This is a genomic window from Mesorhizobium kowhaii (assembly GCF_003253745.1).
GTDB lineage: Bacteria > Pseudomonadota > Alphaproteobacteria > Rhizobiales > Rhizobiaceae > Mesorhizobium > Mesorhizobium kowhaii.
Map to the genome: position 1 here is coordinate 1 of NZ_MZXV01000030.1, position 16,450 is coordinate 16,450.

The window sequence follows — 16,450 nt, forward strand, 5'->3', positions numbered from 1 at the left end:
TCACCACCGAGCTTTCAAACCAGATCCGGGGGCTCATGAAGACATTTGGATTGCTCGTTCCCGCGGGCAAGGGAAGCACATTCGAAAAGAATGTCCGAAGTCTTCTTGTCGATCAGGACGGGCTCGCCCCTATCGTGCTGCCGATGCTGGAAGCCTGGCGCAGCATGCGCATCCGTGCCACCGAGCTCGGACGCCAGCTTGTCGCTGCTGCGCGCCAAAACCAAGCGTGTCAGCTCCTCATGTCGATCCCTGGCGTCGGCACGATCACCGCGACCTCTTTCGTCACCGCCATTGAAGATCCCAACAACTTCAAGAAGTCCCGCTCTGTTGGCGCCTGGCTTGGTCTGACGACCCGTCGCTACCAATCAGGAGAGGTCGATTATGATGGCCACATATCCCGGCGCGGCGATCGTCATTTGCGAGGGCTTCTCTACGAAGCCGCCACGGTGATCCTGACCCGCAGCTCGGCCGACAGCGCCCTGCGGACATGGGGCCTCAAACTCCGCGAGCGGATCGGCTTCAAACGAGCTGCTGTTGCCGTAGCCCGCAAACTGGCCGTGACGATGCACGCGATGCTGAAGGCCGGTGAGTTCTTCGATCGGACCGCCGGCGCCACGTTCGGTCCCCGAGCGCGCTGAGACGTCCCTGCCGGGACGTGGGCAGAGCCATTCCGCTTGATGGGGTGCATCGCTGGCTCCGCAGAGTGCGTCGTCCACATTTGAAGGCTCCTCCCGCGAAGCTCCATCATGCGGCGACCGATGTCGACCGCGAAGACGACCCTGCACCCGGCATACGCGTCTCAGAAACTATAAAGGTGCTTGACTCAACGATCGCGATTAGACGACCCCATCAACCTGCCCGCCCACAAGGCCGCCGGCGTGCGCGACGCGATTGAGGCCGCAGGCGCGAGTCTGCTCTACCTGCCGCCCTACAGTCCCGACTTCAATCCGATTGAGAACGCCTTCGCCAAACTCAAGGCGCTGCTGCGAGCAAAGGCCGAGAGAACCATCAAGGCTCTGTGGGACACGGTCGGCGCGGTCGTCGACCTCTTCACCCCAGCCGAATGTGCCAACTACTTCAAAGCCGCAGGATATGAACCGGATTAAACAGGACGTGCTCTAGGCCTCAGTGCAGAGGGCAATCTTACTGCCAGGCTCCGAAGGACTACTGCGACCGTTACGAGAGCTCACCGGGCGTTCCCTCAGGCAATGCCCGGCCTGTCGTCAAGGGCAGACGATCACCATCGAAACCTCCGCGGCGTCACCGGACCACCGCCTGCCATCGGCCTCGGAGCGCTCGTCAACGTCGATACCCGCGACCCCACGCTAAAAACGCTCCGCATTATGTGATGCGCCACAGAACCCTATTGTGATGACGTGTTCGTGTTCCGGCCCAAGCAATGCGATCGCCTGCGATGCATTTTATGGGGTGGCTATGGCATGATCCTGGCGACGAAATGGCAGGAGCAGGGCAGAAATCGTCATTCTGGAATATATATCTAAATATATTTTTGCGATTATATTCTGAAGTGCAAGTCATGTATTGGGTACTTCGATAACATCCCCCATACCATCTCTCGTGGCGATATATATATATCGCGATATATTCTCATAAACCCCTTGCTTATCGAGGTGGTCTGTCTCATATCTCGCTCTATGAAGGAGTGTGACGCTCTATGAAGGAGTGTGACAATGATTAATTCTTCAACAGGAGAGATTACCTCACAGGGAACGAAGGAAAGGCATGCGCGACCGGCATCCGGGATCGCTGCGTTCATCCCTCCCCAGTCGCGGCAAAGGTGCCGCTCATCGGAGGCATGTGATAATGGAACCCAACCAGAAGAAGAGCTGGGGCAAGCGCATCGCCATAGGCGGCATTGCGATAGTGGCGCTTGCCGGCGTAGGCGTCCCTAGCGCGCTCAGCCAGGATTGCGGGGGCATGCAGCGCCTCGGCATGGGCGGGGGCGGATCCGACATGCACATGCAGGCCAAGGTCCGCGACGAGATGGGGCTCGTCGAGCGTGAGTTTAAGCGCATGCTCGAGGAGATTGACGCCACACCAGAGCAGGAAAAGAAGCTGGAGGCGATCAGGGACGAGTTGTTCTTCGATGTCAGCGTGATCACGCTCGGCTTCTTCGATACCCTGGAGGATTTCGACAAGCTGCCAACCATCGACCGCGAGGCAGCGGAGAAGCTGCGGGCCGAATTCGTCGCGGTGTTCGACAAAGCCTCACGCAAGCTGAAGGAGGCGCTGATCGATGACTACGAGGTGCTGACGCCCGAGCAGCGGGCGAAGCTGGCCGAATAGGATCGTAGCTGGCACCCGCTGGTAAGCTTTTGTACCGGCACAGTTTCGATCGGAGCAGACAGCGAGCATGGCGGACCAGGTTCTCATCGTCGACCACGATAGGCGCCTGTCCGCCCTGCTGAAGATGAAGCAATCTGCAAGGAGATTAACATGAGCAGATTCACTGCAATTGGCAATGGCGGCTACCACTGCCTCTTCCCATCCATCGTTTGCGCTCCGCAAATGGACAAAAGAAGGAAACCTATAATGTCAGGTCTGCGTCAGATCGCGTTCTACGGCAAGGGGCATCGGGAAGTCGACGACGTCTTGGCCCGCAACGGCCGAAACGTTGCGCTCGTAATTTCCCCAGTCGCGGCAAAGATGCCGCTCATCGGAGGGATGTGATAATGGAAACGAACCCCCAGAAGAGCTGGCGCAAGCGCATCGCCATAGGCGGCATTGCGATAGTGGCGCTTGCCGGGCGTCGGTGTCCCTGGCGCGCTCAGCCAGGATCACGAGCGCATGCACAGCTTTGTGGGCTGCGGCGACGGCGGGCCCGGCATGCACATGCAGGAGTTCTGCCGCGCGATGGAGGTCGAGAGGCGTGAGTTTGAGCGCACGCTCGAGGAGATCGACGCCACGCCCGAGCAGGAAGAGAAACTGTGGAAGATCAGGGGCAAGTTCCTCAACGGTGTCAGCCCGATCATCCTCGGCTTCCTCGATACCCTGGACGATTTCGACAAGCTGCCAACCATCGACCGCGACGCGGCGGAGAAGCTGCGGGCCGAGGTCGTCAAGGTGGTCGACAAAGTCTCGCGCAAGCTGACGAGGGCGCTGCTCGACGGCCGCGACGTGCTGACGCCCGAGCAGTTGAAGGAGCTGCTGCTGGAGGAGCTGCTCGAACAGGATCGTAGCTGGCACCCGCTGGTAAGCTTTGTACAGGCACAGTTTCGATCGGAGCAGACAAACGAGCATGGCGGACCAGGTTCTCATCGTCGACGACCCTGTCCGCCCTGCTGAAGATGAAGCATCTGCAAAGGAGATTAACATGAGCAGATTCACTGCAATTGGCAATGGCGGCTATCATTGCCTCTTCCCATCCATCGTTTGCGCTCCGCAAATGGACAAAAGAAGGAAACCTATAATGTCAGGTCTGCGTCAGATCGCGTTCTACGGCAAGGGGCATCGGGAAGTCGACGACGTCTTGGCCCGCAACGGCCGAAACGTTGCGCTCGTAATTTCCCCAGTCGCGGCAAAGATGCCGCTCATCGGAGGCATGTGATAATGGAACCCAACCAGAAGAAGAGCTGGGGCAAGCGCATCGCCATGGGCGGCATTGCGATGGTGGCGCTTGCCGGCGTCGGCGTCCCTGGCGCGCTCAGCCAGGATTACGGGGGCATGCAGCGCTTCGGCATGGGCGGGGGCGGATCCGTCATGCACATGCAGGCCAACTTCCGCGACGGGATGGGGCTCATCGAGCGTGAGTTTGGGCGCTTCCTCGAGGAGATCGACGCCACACCCCAGCAGGAAAAGAAGCTGGAGGAGATCAGGGACAAGCTCTTGTTCGATGTCAGCGTGATCATGTTCGGCTTCCTCGATACCCTGGAAGATTTCGACAAGCTGCCAACCTTCGACCGCGAGGCGGCGGAGAAGCTGCGGGCCGAAATCGTCGCGGTGTTCGACAATGCCTCACGCAAGCTGACGAGGGCGCTGCTCGACGTCCGCGACGTGCTGACGCCCGAGCAGCGGGCGAAGCTCGCCGAATAGGATCGTAGCTGGCACCCGCTGGTAAGCTTTGTACCGGCACAGTTTCGATCGGAGCAGACAAACGAGCATGGCGGACCAGGTTCTCATCGTCGACCACGATAGGCGCCTGTCCGCCCTGCTGAAGATGAAGCAATCTGCAAGGAGATTAACATGAGCAGATTCACTGCAATTGGCAATGGCGGCTACCATTGCCTCTTCCCAGCCATCGTTTGCGCTCCGCAAATGGACAAAAGAAGGAAACCTATAATGTCAGGTCTGCGTCAGATCGCGTTCTACGGCAAGGGGCATCGGGAAGTCGACGACGTCTTGGCCCGCAACGGCCGAAACGTTGCGCTCGTAATTTCCCCAGTCACGACAAAGATGCCGCTCATCGGAGGCATGTGATAATGGAACCGAACCCCCAGAAGAAGAGGTGGGGCAAGCGCATCGCCATAGGCGGCATTGCGATAGTGGCGCTTGCCGGAGTGGCGCTTGCCGGCGTCGGTGTCCCTGGCGCGCTCAGTGGCGTCGATCTCCTCGAGCGTGCGCTCAAACTGACGCCTCTCGACCTCCATCGCGCGGCAGAACTCCTGCATCTGGGTTTTCATCGCCCACATCCGCCTGCTCACGCGACGCCTCGCAAGACCTTGAAATTGCACTAGTCGTTTTGATTCAGACACTTACCAGGCAGAAGAGGCCAGACATAATGCAGACCGCCAAGACGGTGCTTAAGTTTATCAAAGATGACGACGTCCAATACCTCGACTTCCGTTTCACCGACCCGCGCGGCAAGTTGCATCATATCACTGTCGACGCCTCGAAGGCCGACCAGAACACGTTTGCTGACGGCATTATGTTTGACGCTTCGTCCATTGCCGGCTGGAAGGCGATCAACGAGTCCGACATGACCCTTATGCCCGATCCGACGACCGCCCAGATGGACCCGTTCACCTCGGCGTCCACCCTGACGATCAACTGCGACATTCTCGAGCCGGAGACGGGCGAGCCATACAACCGAGATTCGCGCCGCATCGCGAAGAGGGCCGAGGCCTACCTGCAGTCCACGGGAATTGCCGATACGGTCTATGTCGGCCCCGAGTCCGAGTTCTTCGTGTTCGACTCCGTGGAGTTTACGTTTGACCCCTACGACACCGGCTTCAAGCTCACATCCTCCGAGCTGTCGGTCAACGGCTATACGCATCGTGAGGGCGGCAACCACGGTCACTGCATCCAGACCAAAGCCGGCTACCTTCCGGTTCCGCCGCTGGATTCCGGTCAGGACATGCGCAGTGAGATGCTGGCAACCATGAAGGCCATGGGCGTGATAGTCGAGAAGCATCACCACGAGGTGGCTCCCGCCCAGCACGAACTCGGTATAAAGTTCGACACCCTAGTTCGCAGCGCCGACGCGATCCAGATCCTTAAATATTGTGTTCTCAATGTCGCGAAGTCCTATGGAAAGACGGCGACCTTCATGCCTAAGCCGGTATTTAGCGAGAGCGGCTCGGGCATGCACGTGAACCAGTCGCTGTGGAAGGGCGGCAAGCCTCTCTTCGCCGGCGACAAGTATGCCGGCCTGTCCCAGGAATGCCTGTGGTACATCGGCGGCATCATCAAGCACGCCCGGGCACTCAACGCCTTCACCAACCCGACGACGAACTCCTATAAGCGCCTCGTCCCCGGCTACGAGGCTCCGGTTCTGCTGGCCTACTCAGCCCGTAATCGCTCTGCCTCCTGCCGCATTCCGTTGGCGACCTCGCCGGAGGCCAGGCGAGTCGAGGTCCGCTTCCCTGATTCAGCCGCCAATCCTTACCTCGCCTTCGCGGCGGTCCTGCTGGCCGGTCTCGATGGCATCCTGAACAAGATCGATCCCGGAGTACCGATGGATCAGGATCTCTACGAATTGCCGCAGTGCGAGCAGCAGAAGATCCAGACTGTCTGCGGTTCGCTGCGCGAAGCTCTTACCAGTCTTGACGAGGACCGCGCGTTCCTTAAGGCTGGCGGAAGCTTCGATGACGACTTCATCGATAGCTATATCAAGCTGAAGATGGAGGAGGTCACCTGCGTCGAGAGGACCCCGCAACCCATCGAGTTTAAGATGTATTACTCCGTCTAATGACCTTCACGAGAGCGGTGACCGGCAACGTTTGGCGCATCTAAAGCCGGAGCAGTTCGAGGGCGCCATCCGTCGGCAAGTACAGGCACCGTGCATGGGGTCAGCTCGCAACGGACCGTCCTCGTCGAGGTTTTCGGCGAGGACGGCTTGCTGGACGATCGGACGATCGGACGATCTGAAGAAGGCGCTGTCGGAGCGGATTTTGAACGCGGAACTGGATGAATACCTCGAGGGCGAGCGCCGTGAGGGTGGTTCTGGCAACTGTCGCAACGGGTCTTCGAGGAAGACCGTGCTGACCGGGACGTCGAAGATGACGCTAACCGTGCCAACCAGTCCGCAAAATTCGATCAGCGTGTGCCAGTCGCGTCCATTGCGCGCCAGACGCGACACTTCGATCGCAAAGACGGCACCGACGCGGCCTTCGCAGATCGCTGCCAACAGCTTCTCGAAGCCCGGACGACTGACGCCCGACCCCGAGCGGCCAAGGTCGTCGTCGATGACTGTCACATCCGTCCAGCCAAGAGTATGGGCACGGTCGGCAAGTCCATATTGACGCCGCCGGCTCTCATGATTGTTGGCAAGCTGATCGACGGTGGATTGCCGAATGTAGATGAAGGCGCCGCGCGCCTGGTGGTCAGACGTGATCTTCATCGCCAGCCTCCGTCACTGCGGGGACGCTGAGTGTTCTTGGGCACGAAGAGATCGAATTGGCGGTGACAGGGTTGCCGTTGCTTCATGCTTGTCTCCTCCTTCGTGACGGGAATCGTCACGCAGGAAGGTTAGACAGGCATCGAGCTCAAGACGAAGTTCGTGTAGATACGCCAGCGGCAGACGGGGACGCTCCGTCATCGTAATCGCCGTCGCTTGATCTTCCGTCATCCAGATCGGCAGATGCGCCAGGGTGCCGTCAGGCTGGCGGATGGGTCAGACTGACCTCGTCACCACGACGATTGCGCCCGGCAACAGTAACCGTTTCCCCGTAACGGGATGGAATGGGTAACGGATAATCGTCTCGCCCGACTGATAGCGGGTATTATGAAGCTGTTGCCCCGATGTCGGGAACGCTCATGAGACGCCGGCAGACCTCTTCCTTGCGAACGAGATCGAGAACCTGCTTCGGCGGGCGGGCGAACTCTGCGAGCATCGTGCCGAGGATCGTCAGCAGCGGCTCGACCAGCGGCATGACGACCGGATCTGCAGGGCCACGTCGCGCACGCGATGGGCGAAGGCGGCTCGCGACGGCGTGCCCATCAGGGCCACAACAGGATTTAATGCGCCTTCGACGGTCCGGCTGTGAGCCGGCCTATGGAGGCGCACACGGTCCGGCGCATGGATCGCCCTGTGCTGCGCTTGCACTTGTCATTCGAAGCGACAAGAACCGGCCCCAAAATCTGCTCGAGGCCTATGCTCGGCTTGTGCCGACCATCCGGCGCACGAGCCAGGGGCCAGCACGTCGCACGGGCCTGTCATCGAAAGTGACGGGCGTGACAGCGAGATCGGGAGGTGAGCAATGACCGAGGCGCGATGTGCACTTTATGCGCGGGTGTCGAGCGAGGCCCAGACGCCACGAACGCATTGCCGCCGATGGCTTCGTGCTTGAGCCAGGTTACAGCACCGGTTGCGCGGGGATGCGCTGATCCGTTCCGGCAAAGTCGGTACGGGCTGGAGCTGAAAAACGAACACCGAACTTGCAGCCGCGCTAGTCACCATCGTCAGGCCCAATGCGCCGTTCGCCAAGGCCCTGCCGCGGAACGCCTATCCCGGCGCGCGATCAGCCTGTCGTTTACGTCGACATCGCCTATCGCGGCCGCACCGGCGGCGGCATGTTGCGCCATTCGTCGTTCAAAAGTGTTGCTGGCATTCAGCGAGGCGCGCGCCGGCCAGCTCGAGGAGCGCGTAGGCTATCTCGTCCTCGGTCCAGCCGGATTCGCTGCGCGCTCAGCCAATTCCTGCAAGGCCGGTTCCAAGGCGAGCTGGCATTGAAGGCCGCGATCCGGATAGTCTGCCGGGCAGCTTGGTTCTACGATCGCAACGCTTGATCGCTTCATTGCAGGCCATGGGCTCTCGCCCTTCTCCTTTTACCACACGAGGCGCGCCAGTTCACGTGTTGTTGTTGGTGTGCGCCTCGGCGCGTTCCAACTCCACAAAGAAATAATGGGTCGTGTCCCACCGCGTGGTGTAGGTCGGCGGTAGCGAAGCCGCTCGCGAGCCCTCAACAGAAGGGGTATTCGGCTTGAGCCCCATCTTCAACGGTGATGCAGGAAGGTGGTAAAGGTCGTCAGCCATCCGGACGACCTCGTTGCGGCTCTGAAGGATCCTGCCTGGAACATAGAGCGGTTCGGGCTCGAGGCCGGGCCCATGTCGCAATGGCTGTTCGAGAGGCTGGCCAGCGCCGGATTGCCGGTGATCTGCATCGAAACGCGTCATGTGAAGGCATTGCCGAAGGCGCCGTAAGACGGATCGCAACGACGCGCGCGGCATCGCATAGATGATACGGGTCAACCTGTTCCGCCCAGTGCATGTGAAGACGCTCACGAGCCAGAAGCGCCGGGTGGTCTTGACGGCCCGCAAGCTACTGCAGGGGAAGGCAATCGCCATCGAGAACGACATCCGCGGTCTGCTTCGCAACTTCGGGCTCAAGGTTGGTGCCGTGGGAACGATGAAGTTCGAGGACCGCATCCGCGGGCTCGTCGAAGGCATGCCCGATCTTGAAGAGATCATGGATCCCGCTGCTCGCGGCTCGGCAGAAACTGCGCTCCGAATTTGCCCGCCTGCACAAGAAGCTCTTGGCGATCGTCAGGGACGATGCGAATTGCCAGCGCTTGATGACGGTCCCCGGTGTCGGGCCCGTGGTGGCGCTCGCCTTTACCGCGACAATCGACATTCCGCAGCGCTTCAGAAACTTCAAGGCGGTGGGGCCGATCCTGGGGCTGACGCCAAAGCTGAACGAGTCCGGGGAAAGCAAGCGCTTTGGATGCATATCCCTCTGCGGCGACGGCATGATGCGGACGTTGCTCTACGAGGCCGCGCAAGGCCTTCTGACGCGCATGACGAAATGGTCGTGGCTGAAGGCCCGGGCGATGAACGTCACCAAGTGGCGTGGGTGCGCAAGGCAATCGTCGCGCTCGCACGTCGCCTGGCCGTGATCATGCATCGCATGTGGCTGGACGGCACCGACTTCCGCTGGACGCGGGAAACCATGACGTCGGCTATCTGACAAAAAGGCCGGGAAGGAGAAGCAGAGAGTTCCGCCAAACCGGCGGAAAGATGTCCTTCGCAGGACGATGGATGCGGCGCGTTCGCTACAGCGCTTGTGCCGATCGCAAATACGCGATCAGGACGCTCAACAGATTGGGCCGCCCCGTTCTTCTGATCCCATGGTGGGAGGGCGAATGCTGATCCCGGAGAGAAGCAAGGACCGAGAGTACCGATCCGCTTTTAGACGTCAGACAGCTTCTCCTCTGCCTCGTCGTCGGCCATGCCGCTTTCGATCAACTCGACAAGCTCGTCATATTACGCCTGTGCGGCATCAAGCCGCCTGATCCTCCTCGGAAAGAGGAAGAGCCTCCCCATACGGGCCGGCGGCATTGTCAGAGCCGCATCAGAGGCCGGACACATGTCAGCACCCGACACGCTGCGCGCTTTTCGAGAGAATTTTCTTGCACGAACGGGCTGTCTCGCGACCTCATTGAGGGCCGTTGTTCCAAAGCCAAGGTTGCGGGGACATGCGGGGTAACGGCGAAGGTCGTGGCGCGTGTTTCCTGAAGGACCCGTAGGCATCCATCCTTCGTTCCGGCCGAAGACGAGCTCACGCCCGACCCTGGCGCGGATCGCCGAGGAAATGCCACTCCGCCCCCCGACATGAGGCTGACGAAAGGCTGCTCCGATGGGAGCCGGTAAGTTTGATAGCGGCAAAATGCTTATTGCCCGTTGACTGACATACACAGAGAGTCTAATCCGTGACGGAAATATAGCGATATGTAGGATAAAAACCGTCATGATGCTAACGCGACAACCTGTTAGTCCGCCATATGAACGCGCGCGCGGCGCAGGTATCAATTATCCTTTTCCAGACCACATAACCTTGCGCCCTTTCTCGTTGGGAGAGGTCGCCGAGATTCTCAGGGTGTCGCAGAGTTATGTGCGCCAGTTGTCAATCGATCGTCTGGGGGCAACAACGGAGCTAGGGATCGCAGGGTGACACTCCTATACGCTTCGACAAATCAACGAACTTCGTGCTTATCTCGCTTCGGCCCGTCCGAAAGAGGCTCTGAAGTTTTGCCCGCGAGGCGCGAGGGTGAGAAACTACAGATCATCTCAGTAGCCGCCGGCCCCGCAAGAACCACTACAGCGTTCTATCTGGCTCAGGGCCTTGGACTTCAAGGATTCCGCGTTCTCGTCATAGATCTCGATCCGAAGGGCCCATTGTCGGAAATGCTCGAGTATCATCCGTCCACAATGCCAGCATGTATGCCGCGATACGCGATAGAGGAGAAATTACACGCCAACGCCGGGAGTGGGTCTGCAGCCCGAGCTTCTTTGAATAGCAGAAACCATGGTCCGAGGAGAACCCATGTATAAGCAGCACGAAGATAAACTAGGATGGGCTCAGTCCAAGACCAATCGAGTCTATAAAGCATTGAAGAAGCTTGTTGTCGATTTTACGATGCCTCCTGATACGCGATTCGATATGCGTAGAATCGCCCGGGTCCTGAAAATAAGCCCGACCCCGATACGCGAGGCATTGATTCAGCTCGAAGCCGAAAAGTACATCATGGGCTCTCCGCGCAACGGTTACTATAACAAGAAACTGGATACAAAGCAAATCTCAGATGAATATAGATTTGCCAACATAATCCTCAAGCATGCCATCAGAGAAAATCTAGATGAGTATTCTAAGCCGTGGCCAGTGCTTCCAACTAATCCCAGCTGGAACGACAATTACTTGATCAGGGACTTTCTTGAGGGATTTTCCGAAAGTATCGCAGAGTCGTCGAACAACGAAAGAATGCTAGACAGCGTGCATGAGTCCAACATTCGGACGAGATACGTTCGTTTGTTGGACTTGCAACGGCCGGAGCGTCTATCATGTATCAGAGCTGATATGAGCGAGCTTCTGGAACTTCTTGATAAGCGAGACAAGAATGGGGCGATCGCAAATGTTGATCGGCAATTCAGTGCGATGATTGACACTGTTCCCGAGCTTGTGCTGGAGGGCAATCATCGTGCCGGGAGGACGAAAGAGAGCTGGTTGGAGACATTGTCGCTGATTTGGGCTGAGAGCTGACGGGCGGTTTCCACCGAGATGTGGCTCTGGCTCACATTTGCCGCGGTTGCGGCCGGCGCTTTTGCTGATTTTACAATACGCTCCGCCTTTCGCCATCAAGGCCCAGACGATGCAAGCCATCTTGTTGGCCGGGGCGCCGATCACCAGCATGGGCGGTTTGCGGTCCATGAGCTTTAACGCTTTGACCAGCGGGCTCGCGCCGAGGATCAACAGGCTCAAGGTTCGTTCGCCCGTGCGGACGTCGCGCCGAGCTTCTGCTTTCCGCCCGTGGGATGCTGCAGTGGTGTGAGTAGCGTGCGAAAAAGGAATTCTTTATCCACTCGACGCGTGACAAGCTGCGGGTCGGACCCCGATAGATGTCAACGCTCGGCGGTAACACACTCACTCTTACCGGCAGAAAGGTTCTCCGAGCGCAGCGGCGAACTGGCTTCATGTACATGCGCAAATCAGTCCTAGAGAAGATCGAGCGCGCGATGATCGATCTGTCCGTATTACGACTGCGAGGCGTTTTCAGACGTGCAAGAAGAGCCATGACGGGATAAACCGACATGCAGGAGAATAGCTGTCGCGAGGCCCGTTATGCCACAACCTGGGAATCCGCCGTATGAAAAGGAGATAACGTCGGAGCGCATTCAGCGTCATGGCAAAGAACTCTGGGATCACGTACGGGCGCGCGGCACAGGTATCAATTATCCTTTTCCAGACCATATGACCTTGCGCTCTTTCTCGTTGGGAGAGGTTGCTGAGATTCTCAGTGTGTCGGACAGTTATCTGCGCCAGTTGTCAATTGATGGTCTGGGGCCCACACCGGAGCTAGGGACCGCAGGGCGACGCTCCTATACGCTTCGACAAATCAACGAACTTCGTGCTTATCTCGCTTCGGCCCGTCCGAAAGAGGCTCTGAAGTTTTGCCCGCGGAGGCGCGAGGGTGAGAAACTACAGATCATCTCAGTAGCCGCCGGCCCCGCAAGAACCACTACAGCGTTCTATCTGGTTCAGGGCCTTGCACTTCAAGGATTCCGCGTTCTCGCTGTAGATCTCGATCCGAGGGGCTCATTGTCGGAAATGTTCGGTTACTTCCCGGGTATCATTCCCGTCCACAATGCGAGCATGTATGCCGCGATACGCTATGATAACTACCGGGCCAGTATACGTACTGCAATCCGATCGACCCATTTTGATGGTCTTGATCTCGTGCCGGGCTCTTTCGAGCTCGGCCTGTTCGAGGAGGAAAGTTCGCGGCGCTACCACAGCGAGAACTTGAGGTACCCCGATGCTAGCGTCAGAATGGTGTCTGCGATCAAGGAAGTCGAGGCGGATTACGACGTCGTCGTTATCCACTGTACACCTGAATACACCTTCTTGACCGTGGGTGCGTTTGAAGCAGCGACCGGCGTGCTGGTGATGGTCCGCCCGCAATTGGCTGATATTGCGTCAATGGCCATGTTCCTCAACATTTTCTCGCATTCCGTCTCCCTGATCGAAAAAGCTGAGCGGCCCGTAAATTATGATTTTATCAAATTCTTGCTGACAAGGCACGACCCGCGCGACGTCTCACAGCAGGAGGCTGTCGCACTACTGCGGGACTCCCTGGGGGATGATCTCTTGACTGCGACCGTCTGGGAATCGAACGCGATCCGGGAAGCGCGGCTCAAAAAAAGATCGTTGTATGAGCTGTCAGCGGGAGCGGTAGGCCGATCGGCATACGAGCAAGCGATGGAATCGCTGAATTCCACCAATGCGGAGGTAATGGACATCATATCCGAGGTTTGGGGCCGTCCCCCGATTTATGTGTCGCAGGCTTCGCGTTTGACGACTGCAGGTAAGGCGAAATCCAGGAGGCTTAGCAAATGAGCTCAAGCACGCAGCGCATGCGCTCGATGTTGTACAAACGGCTGAGCTCTTGAAGGAGGCAACGCCATGGCCGACGCGGGGACTACGACGCAGGCACTTTGTGAGATCGCACTCTCGCGATTTGCGAGAGCTACAAATAACCTCGCGATGGAGTGCCTCCATCGTAAGCGGGCAGGCCATCCCACGTAGCTGTCCGCGAATTAGCGGAATGGGTGTCCGCGAATTTCTGAAACACGCAGGGAGTGATTTGGGCAGGCAGGTTCTTGGACTTGATCAGAACCCGGTAAGCCGCCATATTCCGATCCGGCTGCCAATTTCAGGTGACCCATTCCATGGACGAGGCCGATCCGGTCGAATCGACGCTCATTTATTTGATTTGCTGGGAGCGCCAGGCGCTAGGACATGCGGCCTTCAGCCTATCTCAGCAAAGCCGCCGCGACCGGAAGGACTTTGCAGAAGGCATCTCTCATGGCTTCTACACCTGCCTGAACGCCAGAACCGCGTTCGTGCCGCCAAAGGCGAAGGAGTTGCTCAGTGCCACGCGCACCGGGCGCTCGCGGGCCACGTTCGGCGTGATGTCGAGATCGCAGTCGGCATCGGCTTCCCGATAATTGGCGGTCGGCGGCACGATGCCTTCGCGGATCGCCATGACGCAGGCGATCATTTCCAGCGCGCCGGACGCGCCGAGGCAGTGGGCATGCATCGATTTGGTCGAGGACACCGAAAGCTTGTAGGCATGGGCGCCGAAGACGCGCTTGATCGCCGCCGTCTCGATCTGGTCGTTGGCCTTGGTGCCGGTGCCGTGCGCGTTGAGATAGTCGACATCCTCGGCATTCAGCCCGGCATCGGCAAGGCAGGCGCGCATTGCTGCCTCCGGCCCCTCGACAGTCGGCGCGACGATGTCGGAGGCATCGGCGGAAAGGCCGGCACCGGCAATTTCGGCAAGGATGGTGGCGCCCCGAGCCACGGCATGCTCGTAGCTTTCCAGCACCGCCATGCCGGCGCCTTCACCGAGCGACAGGCCCTGGCGGTCGGCCGAGAATGGCCGGCAAGTATCGGGCGAAAGCACGCGGATCGCTTCCCATGCCTTCAGCACACCCCATATGAGCGGCGCTTCGCTACCGCCGGCAAGCATCACGTCTGCCCGGCCGAGCCTGATCTGGTCCACCGCGGAAGCAATCGCATGGTTTGCCGAGGAACAGGCGGACGTGACGCCGAAGACCGGCCCGCGCAGGCCGAGACTCATGCTGACCTGGCCGGCAGCGGCGCCCGGCATCGCCTTGGGTACAGTCAAGAGGGCGGCACGCTTACCACTCAGAAGCAGGGCGCGGTAGGTTTGCTCTATCGCATCCCAGCCGCAGCCGCCAACGCCCACCGTCGCACCGAAGCGATAGCTATTTCCCACTTTGGAGGAAAGTCCGGCCTGACGCATGGCTTCGCGCGCCGCAATCACAGCGAGCAGGCTGAAACGGTCCATGGAGACGAGCTGCTTGCCGACGATGTCATGCTCCGGCAGCGCCTTGATCTCGGCACCGATCCTGACCCTCAATTCATGGAGCTCGGAGTTGACGATTGGGCCGATGGCGGAGCGGCCTTCGCGCATCCCTGTCCAGATGGAGGCTGCGTCGGTCCCAAGCCCGCAGAGCCCGCCGATCCCAGTAATCACGACGCGGCGGTCCATTCACACCTCCTGAGCAAGCAAGCCGCGGATGGCTTCCACCAAGTCGCCGACAGTTTGGAGATCAGACCACGCCTCGGCCGTGTTCATTTCTATCCTGATGCCGTAGGCCTGCTCCAGGTCCCAGAGAACGTCCGCTAATCCCAGTGAATCGATGCCGATCCCAGTCACTTCCGTCGCAGTCGTTATTTCGCCGACGGATGGTGCAGTCGTCCCCTCGGCGCGCTCCGATTCGACGCGCTTCCTGATTATCTCTATGATTTCCGTTGTGAGTTGATCAGCCATTTCTGTTTGTTTCCTTTTCAACTTGTTTTGACGTGGACGCGACTCAACTCCTTGAGTGGCGCCGCGTCGCGAAAATTAGCCATTAGGCTTGTGCAACTTGAGCCGGATGAGTCCGGCCGGTCTGCGGAGTAGGCTCCGATGACGAGGAACGTCGCTGGGCCCAATTTTGAGCAAGCACATCAATGATCTGCGGCACGAAACGTGGATTGGTACCGTGCCGCCCACGCAGCCACTCGGGACAGATATGCAGTCCCGGAGTTTCATAGCTCCGGACCGTTGCGGTCGATCAGGGTGCCGGAGGGCCACTCGTCCATTGAGCGTCCAATCGGCGAAACAAAGACGAGCAGGTCCTTCAGGCGCGTGGACGGCAGGTCGGGATGCACATCTGGGCAGCTCGACCGTACGCGAACGCCCGACACTATGGTCGCCACGCCCCCCTCTGCAGAACCTCTCCACATGGTTACGCATTGCGTGCCGAACCGTGCCGAAAGCAAATGGAACGGCCAGCTTCTGCAGCGATGGGTACAGAACGCGCATTGAAAAGCTGAGTCCGAGCTTCTCAAGATTCGGACGAACGCCGTATAGCCCCAGCTCAGCCACTAAAAGCTTCGCCAACCTTGATGAAGCGGCGTAGTATGCCGATGTGTGCTGACTACACCATCCGCGTCGCTGGCGATTAGCCGAAGTTCCTACCTCGCGCCAGCCCAACTGCGACCGCCTTCGAATTGCTTTGCGTGGAAGGCGCCAGTCCGTCCATAGGTGTTTCGCAAGAAGTCGGAGAGTTCGATATGGTCGGCCAATTGCAGGTCGTTTTCCCAGCATAACCTCCACCGCACTTCAGAGCGCATGGAAGAATTTCTCCTTTCGTGTTGTCCTTAAGACGCTCATCACGGCATAGAGGCAGCGGGTGATCGATGCGTCAGGTGTTTGTCCATGCAAGATTTCAGAACGATGATAAAATTGTTTGTTTCGATGGAAGGTATCCACTCTATGGATAGCTGACGACATGCGGTTCAAAGGGCTGGATCTGAACCTTCTCGTCGTGCTCGACGCGCTGCTGAGCGAGCGCGGTCTCACGGCGGCGGCACGCCGCATCAACCTCAGTCAGCCGGCCATGAGTTCGGCCGTCGCCCGGCTGCGCGATTTTTTCGGCGATGAACTGTTCAGCATGAGCGGCCGAGAACGTATTCTGACATCA

The 16,450-nt window shown here is 59.0% G+C and carries 14 protein-coding genes and 9 pseudogenes; 17 read left to right on the forward strand and 6 right to left on the reverse strand.

The genetic code is table 11. The annotated features are described in order from the left end of the window. The 9 genes and pseudogenes from B5V02_RS12780 to B5V02_RS12820 all read left to right on the forward strand — a co-directional run. Positions 1 to 638: IS110 family RNA-guided transposase (locus B5V02_RS12780; protein WP_111544557.1), on the forward strand; the 638-nt coding region annotated here is incomplete at its 5' end. A 213-nt stretch (positions 639 to 851) separates the two neighbouring features. Beyond that, positions 852 to 1,106: pseudogene (locus tag B5V02_RS12785) on the forward strand (transposase); the annotation flags it as partial. Positions 1,107 to 1,141: 35 nt separating this feature from the next. Further along, a pseudogene (locus tag B5V02_RS42440) lies at positions 1,142 to 1,349 on the forward strand (hypothetical protein); the annotation flags it as partial. An 18-nt stretch (positions 1,350 to 1,367) separates the two neighbouring features. Then, positions 1,368 to 1,502, forward strand: a pseudogene (tnpB, locus tag B5V02_RS12795) (IS66 family insertion sequence element accessory protein TnpB); the annotation flags it as partial. 241 nt (positions 1,503 to 1,743) lie between these two features. Further along, a complete protein-coding gene (locus B5V02_RS12805; RefSeq protein WP_245445898.1) occupies positions 1,744 to 2,307 on the forward strand; it encodes a Spy/CpxP family protein refolding chaperone in 564 nt (187 codons plus the stop codon). A gap of 150 nt (positions 2,308 to 2,457) precedes the next feature. After that, on the forward strand, positions 2,458 to 2,691 hold the full coding sequence (locus B5V02_RS12810; RefSeq protein WP_111544561.1) for a hypothetical protein: 234 nt from the start codon (positions 2,458 to 2,460) through the stop codon (positions 2,689 to 2,691). A gap of 69 nt (positions 2,692 to 2,760) precedes the next feature. Next, positions 2,761 to 3,306 (forward strand): Spy/CpxP family protein refolding chaperone, encoded by a 546-nt coding sequence (locus tag B5V02_RS12815; protein ID WP_111544562.1) that lies wholly within the window; start codon positions 2,761 to 2,763, stop codon positions 3,304 to 3,306. Between the two features lie 28 nt (positions 3,307 to 3,334). Further along, positions 3,335 to 3,568, forward strand: a complete 234-nt coding sequence (locus B5V02_RS40085) for a hypothetical protein (RefSeq protein WP_111544561.1) — start codon at positions 3,335 to 3,337, stop codon at positions 3,566 to 3,568. 2 nt (positions 3,569 to 3,570) lie between these two features. Then, positions 3,571 to 4,053 carry a Spy/CpxP family protein refolding chaperone gene (locus B5V02_RS12820; RefSeq protein ID WP_111544563.1) on the forward strand — a complete coding sequence of 161 codons (483 nt, stop codon included), beginning with the start codon at positions 3,571 to 3,573 and terminating at the stop codon, positions 4,051 to 4,053. A 272-nt stretch (positions 4,054 to 4,325) separates the two neighbouring features. On the opposite strand, the gene B5V02_RS12825 is transcribed toward B5V02_RS12820, so the two are convergent. Further along, positions 4,326 to 4,640: a hypothetical protein gene (locus B5V02_RS12825; RefSeq protein ID WP_146606062.1), complete on the reverse strand. Its 315-nt coding sequence runs from the start codon at positions 4,638 to 4,640 to the stop codon at positions 4,326 to 4,328. A gap of 98 nt (positions 4,641 to 4,738) precedes the next feature. Here B5V02_RS12825 and glnA point away from each other — a divergent pair, with 98 nt between their 5' ends. After that, positions 4,739 to 6,148, forward strand: coding sequence for a type I glutamate--ammonia ligase (gene glnA, locus B5V02_RS12830; protein WP_111544565.1), 1,410 nt, complete (start codon positions 4,739 to 4,741; stop codon positions 6,146 to 6,148). Between the two features lie 147 nt (positions 6,149 to 6,295). Beyond that, a pseudogene (locus B5V02_RS12835) lies at positions 6,296 to 6,476 on the forward strand (transposase); the annotation flags it as partial. Here the strand turns inward: B5V02_RS12835 and B5V02_RS40570 are convergent. Then, positions 6,461 to 6,799, reverse strand: a pseudogene (locus B5V02_RS40570) (recombinase family protein); the annotation flags it as partial. The pseudogenes B5V02_RS12835 and B5V02_RS40570 sit on opposite strands and share 16 nt — an antisense overlap. Positions 6,800 to 7,181: 382 nt before the next feature. Continuing rightward, positions 7,182 to 7,331, reverse strand: coding sequence for a hypothetical protein (locus B5V02_RS40575; protein ID WP_167458479.1), 150 nt, complete (start codon positions 7,329 to 7,331; stop codon positions 7,182 to 7,184). A gap of 1,073 nt (positions 7,332 to 8,404) precedes the next feature. On the opposite strand from B5V02_RS40575, the pseudogene B5V02_RS12850 reads away from it, so the two are divergent. From B5V02_RS12850 to repA, 5 genes and pseudogenes are all read left to right on the forward strand, one after another. Continuing rightward, positions 8,405 to 9,365: pseudogene (locus B5V02_RS12850) on the forward strand (IS110 family RNA-guided transposase); the annotation flags it as partial. A 783-nt stretch (positions 9,366 to 10,148) separates the two neighbouring features. Next, positions 10,149 to 10,588 (forward strand): annotated as a pseudogene (locus tag B5V02_RS12855) (plasmid partitioning protein RepA); the annotation flags it as partial. A 133-nt stretch (positions 10,589 to 10,721) separates the two neighbouring features. After that, complete coding sequence (locus B5V02_RS12860; protein WP_111544566.1) at positions 10,722 to 11,435, forward strand: GntR family transcriptional regulator; 714 nt, start codon at positions 10,722 to 10,724, stop codon at positions 11,433 to 11,435. 289 nt (positions 11,436 to 11,724) lie between these two features. Beyond that, positions 11,725 to 11,920 (forward strand): annotated as a pseudogene (locus B5V02_RS42650) (aminotransferase class V-fold PLP-dependent enzyme); the annotation flags it as partial. Positions 11,921 to 12,014: 94 nt separating this feature from the next. After that, the gene (gene repA, locus B5V02_RS12870; protein ID WP_111544567.1) at positions 12,015 to 13,289 is read left to right on the forward strand and encodes a plasmid partitioning protein RepA; all 1,275 of its coding nucleotides are present in this window, start codon (positions 12,015 to 12,017) and stop codon (positions 13,287 to 13,289) included. Positions 13,290 to 13,764: 475 nt separating this feature from the next. Here the strand turns inward: repA and B5V02_RS12875 are convergent, their stop codons facing one another. The 3 genes and pseudogenes from B5V02_RS12875 to B5V02_RS12885 form a co-directional block, all read right to left on the reverse strand. Then, positions 13,765 to 14,970, reverse strand: coding sequence for a beta-ketoacyl-[acyl-carrier-protein] synthase family protein (locus B5V02_RS12875; protein WP_111544568.1), 1,206 nt, complete (start codon positions 14,968 to 14,970; stop codon positions 13,765 to 13,767). Continuing rightward, on the reverse strand, positions 14,971 to 15,252 hold the full coding sequence (locus B5V02_RS12880) for an acyl carrier protein (protein ID WP_111544569.1): 282 nt from the start codon (positions 15,250 to 15,252) through the stop codon (positions 14,971 to 14,973). Between the two features lie 260 nt (positions 15,253 to 15,512). After that, positions 15,513 to 16,100: pseudogene (locus B5V02_RS12885) on the reverse strand (NodA family N-acyltransferase). 158 nt (positions 16,101 to 16,258) lie between these two features. Between B5V02_RS12885 and B5V02_RS12890 the strand changes: the two are divergent. Further along, a partial coding sequence (locus tag B5V02_RS12890) for a LysR family transcriptional regulator (RefSeq protein WP_146606063.1) occupies positions 16,259 to 16,450 on the forward strand: 192 nt, incomplete at its 3' end.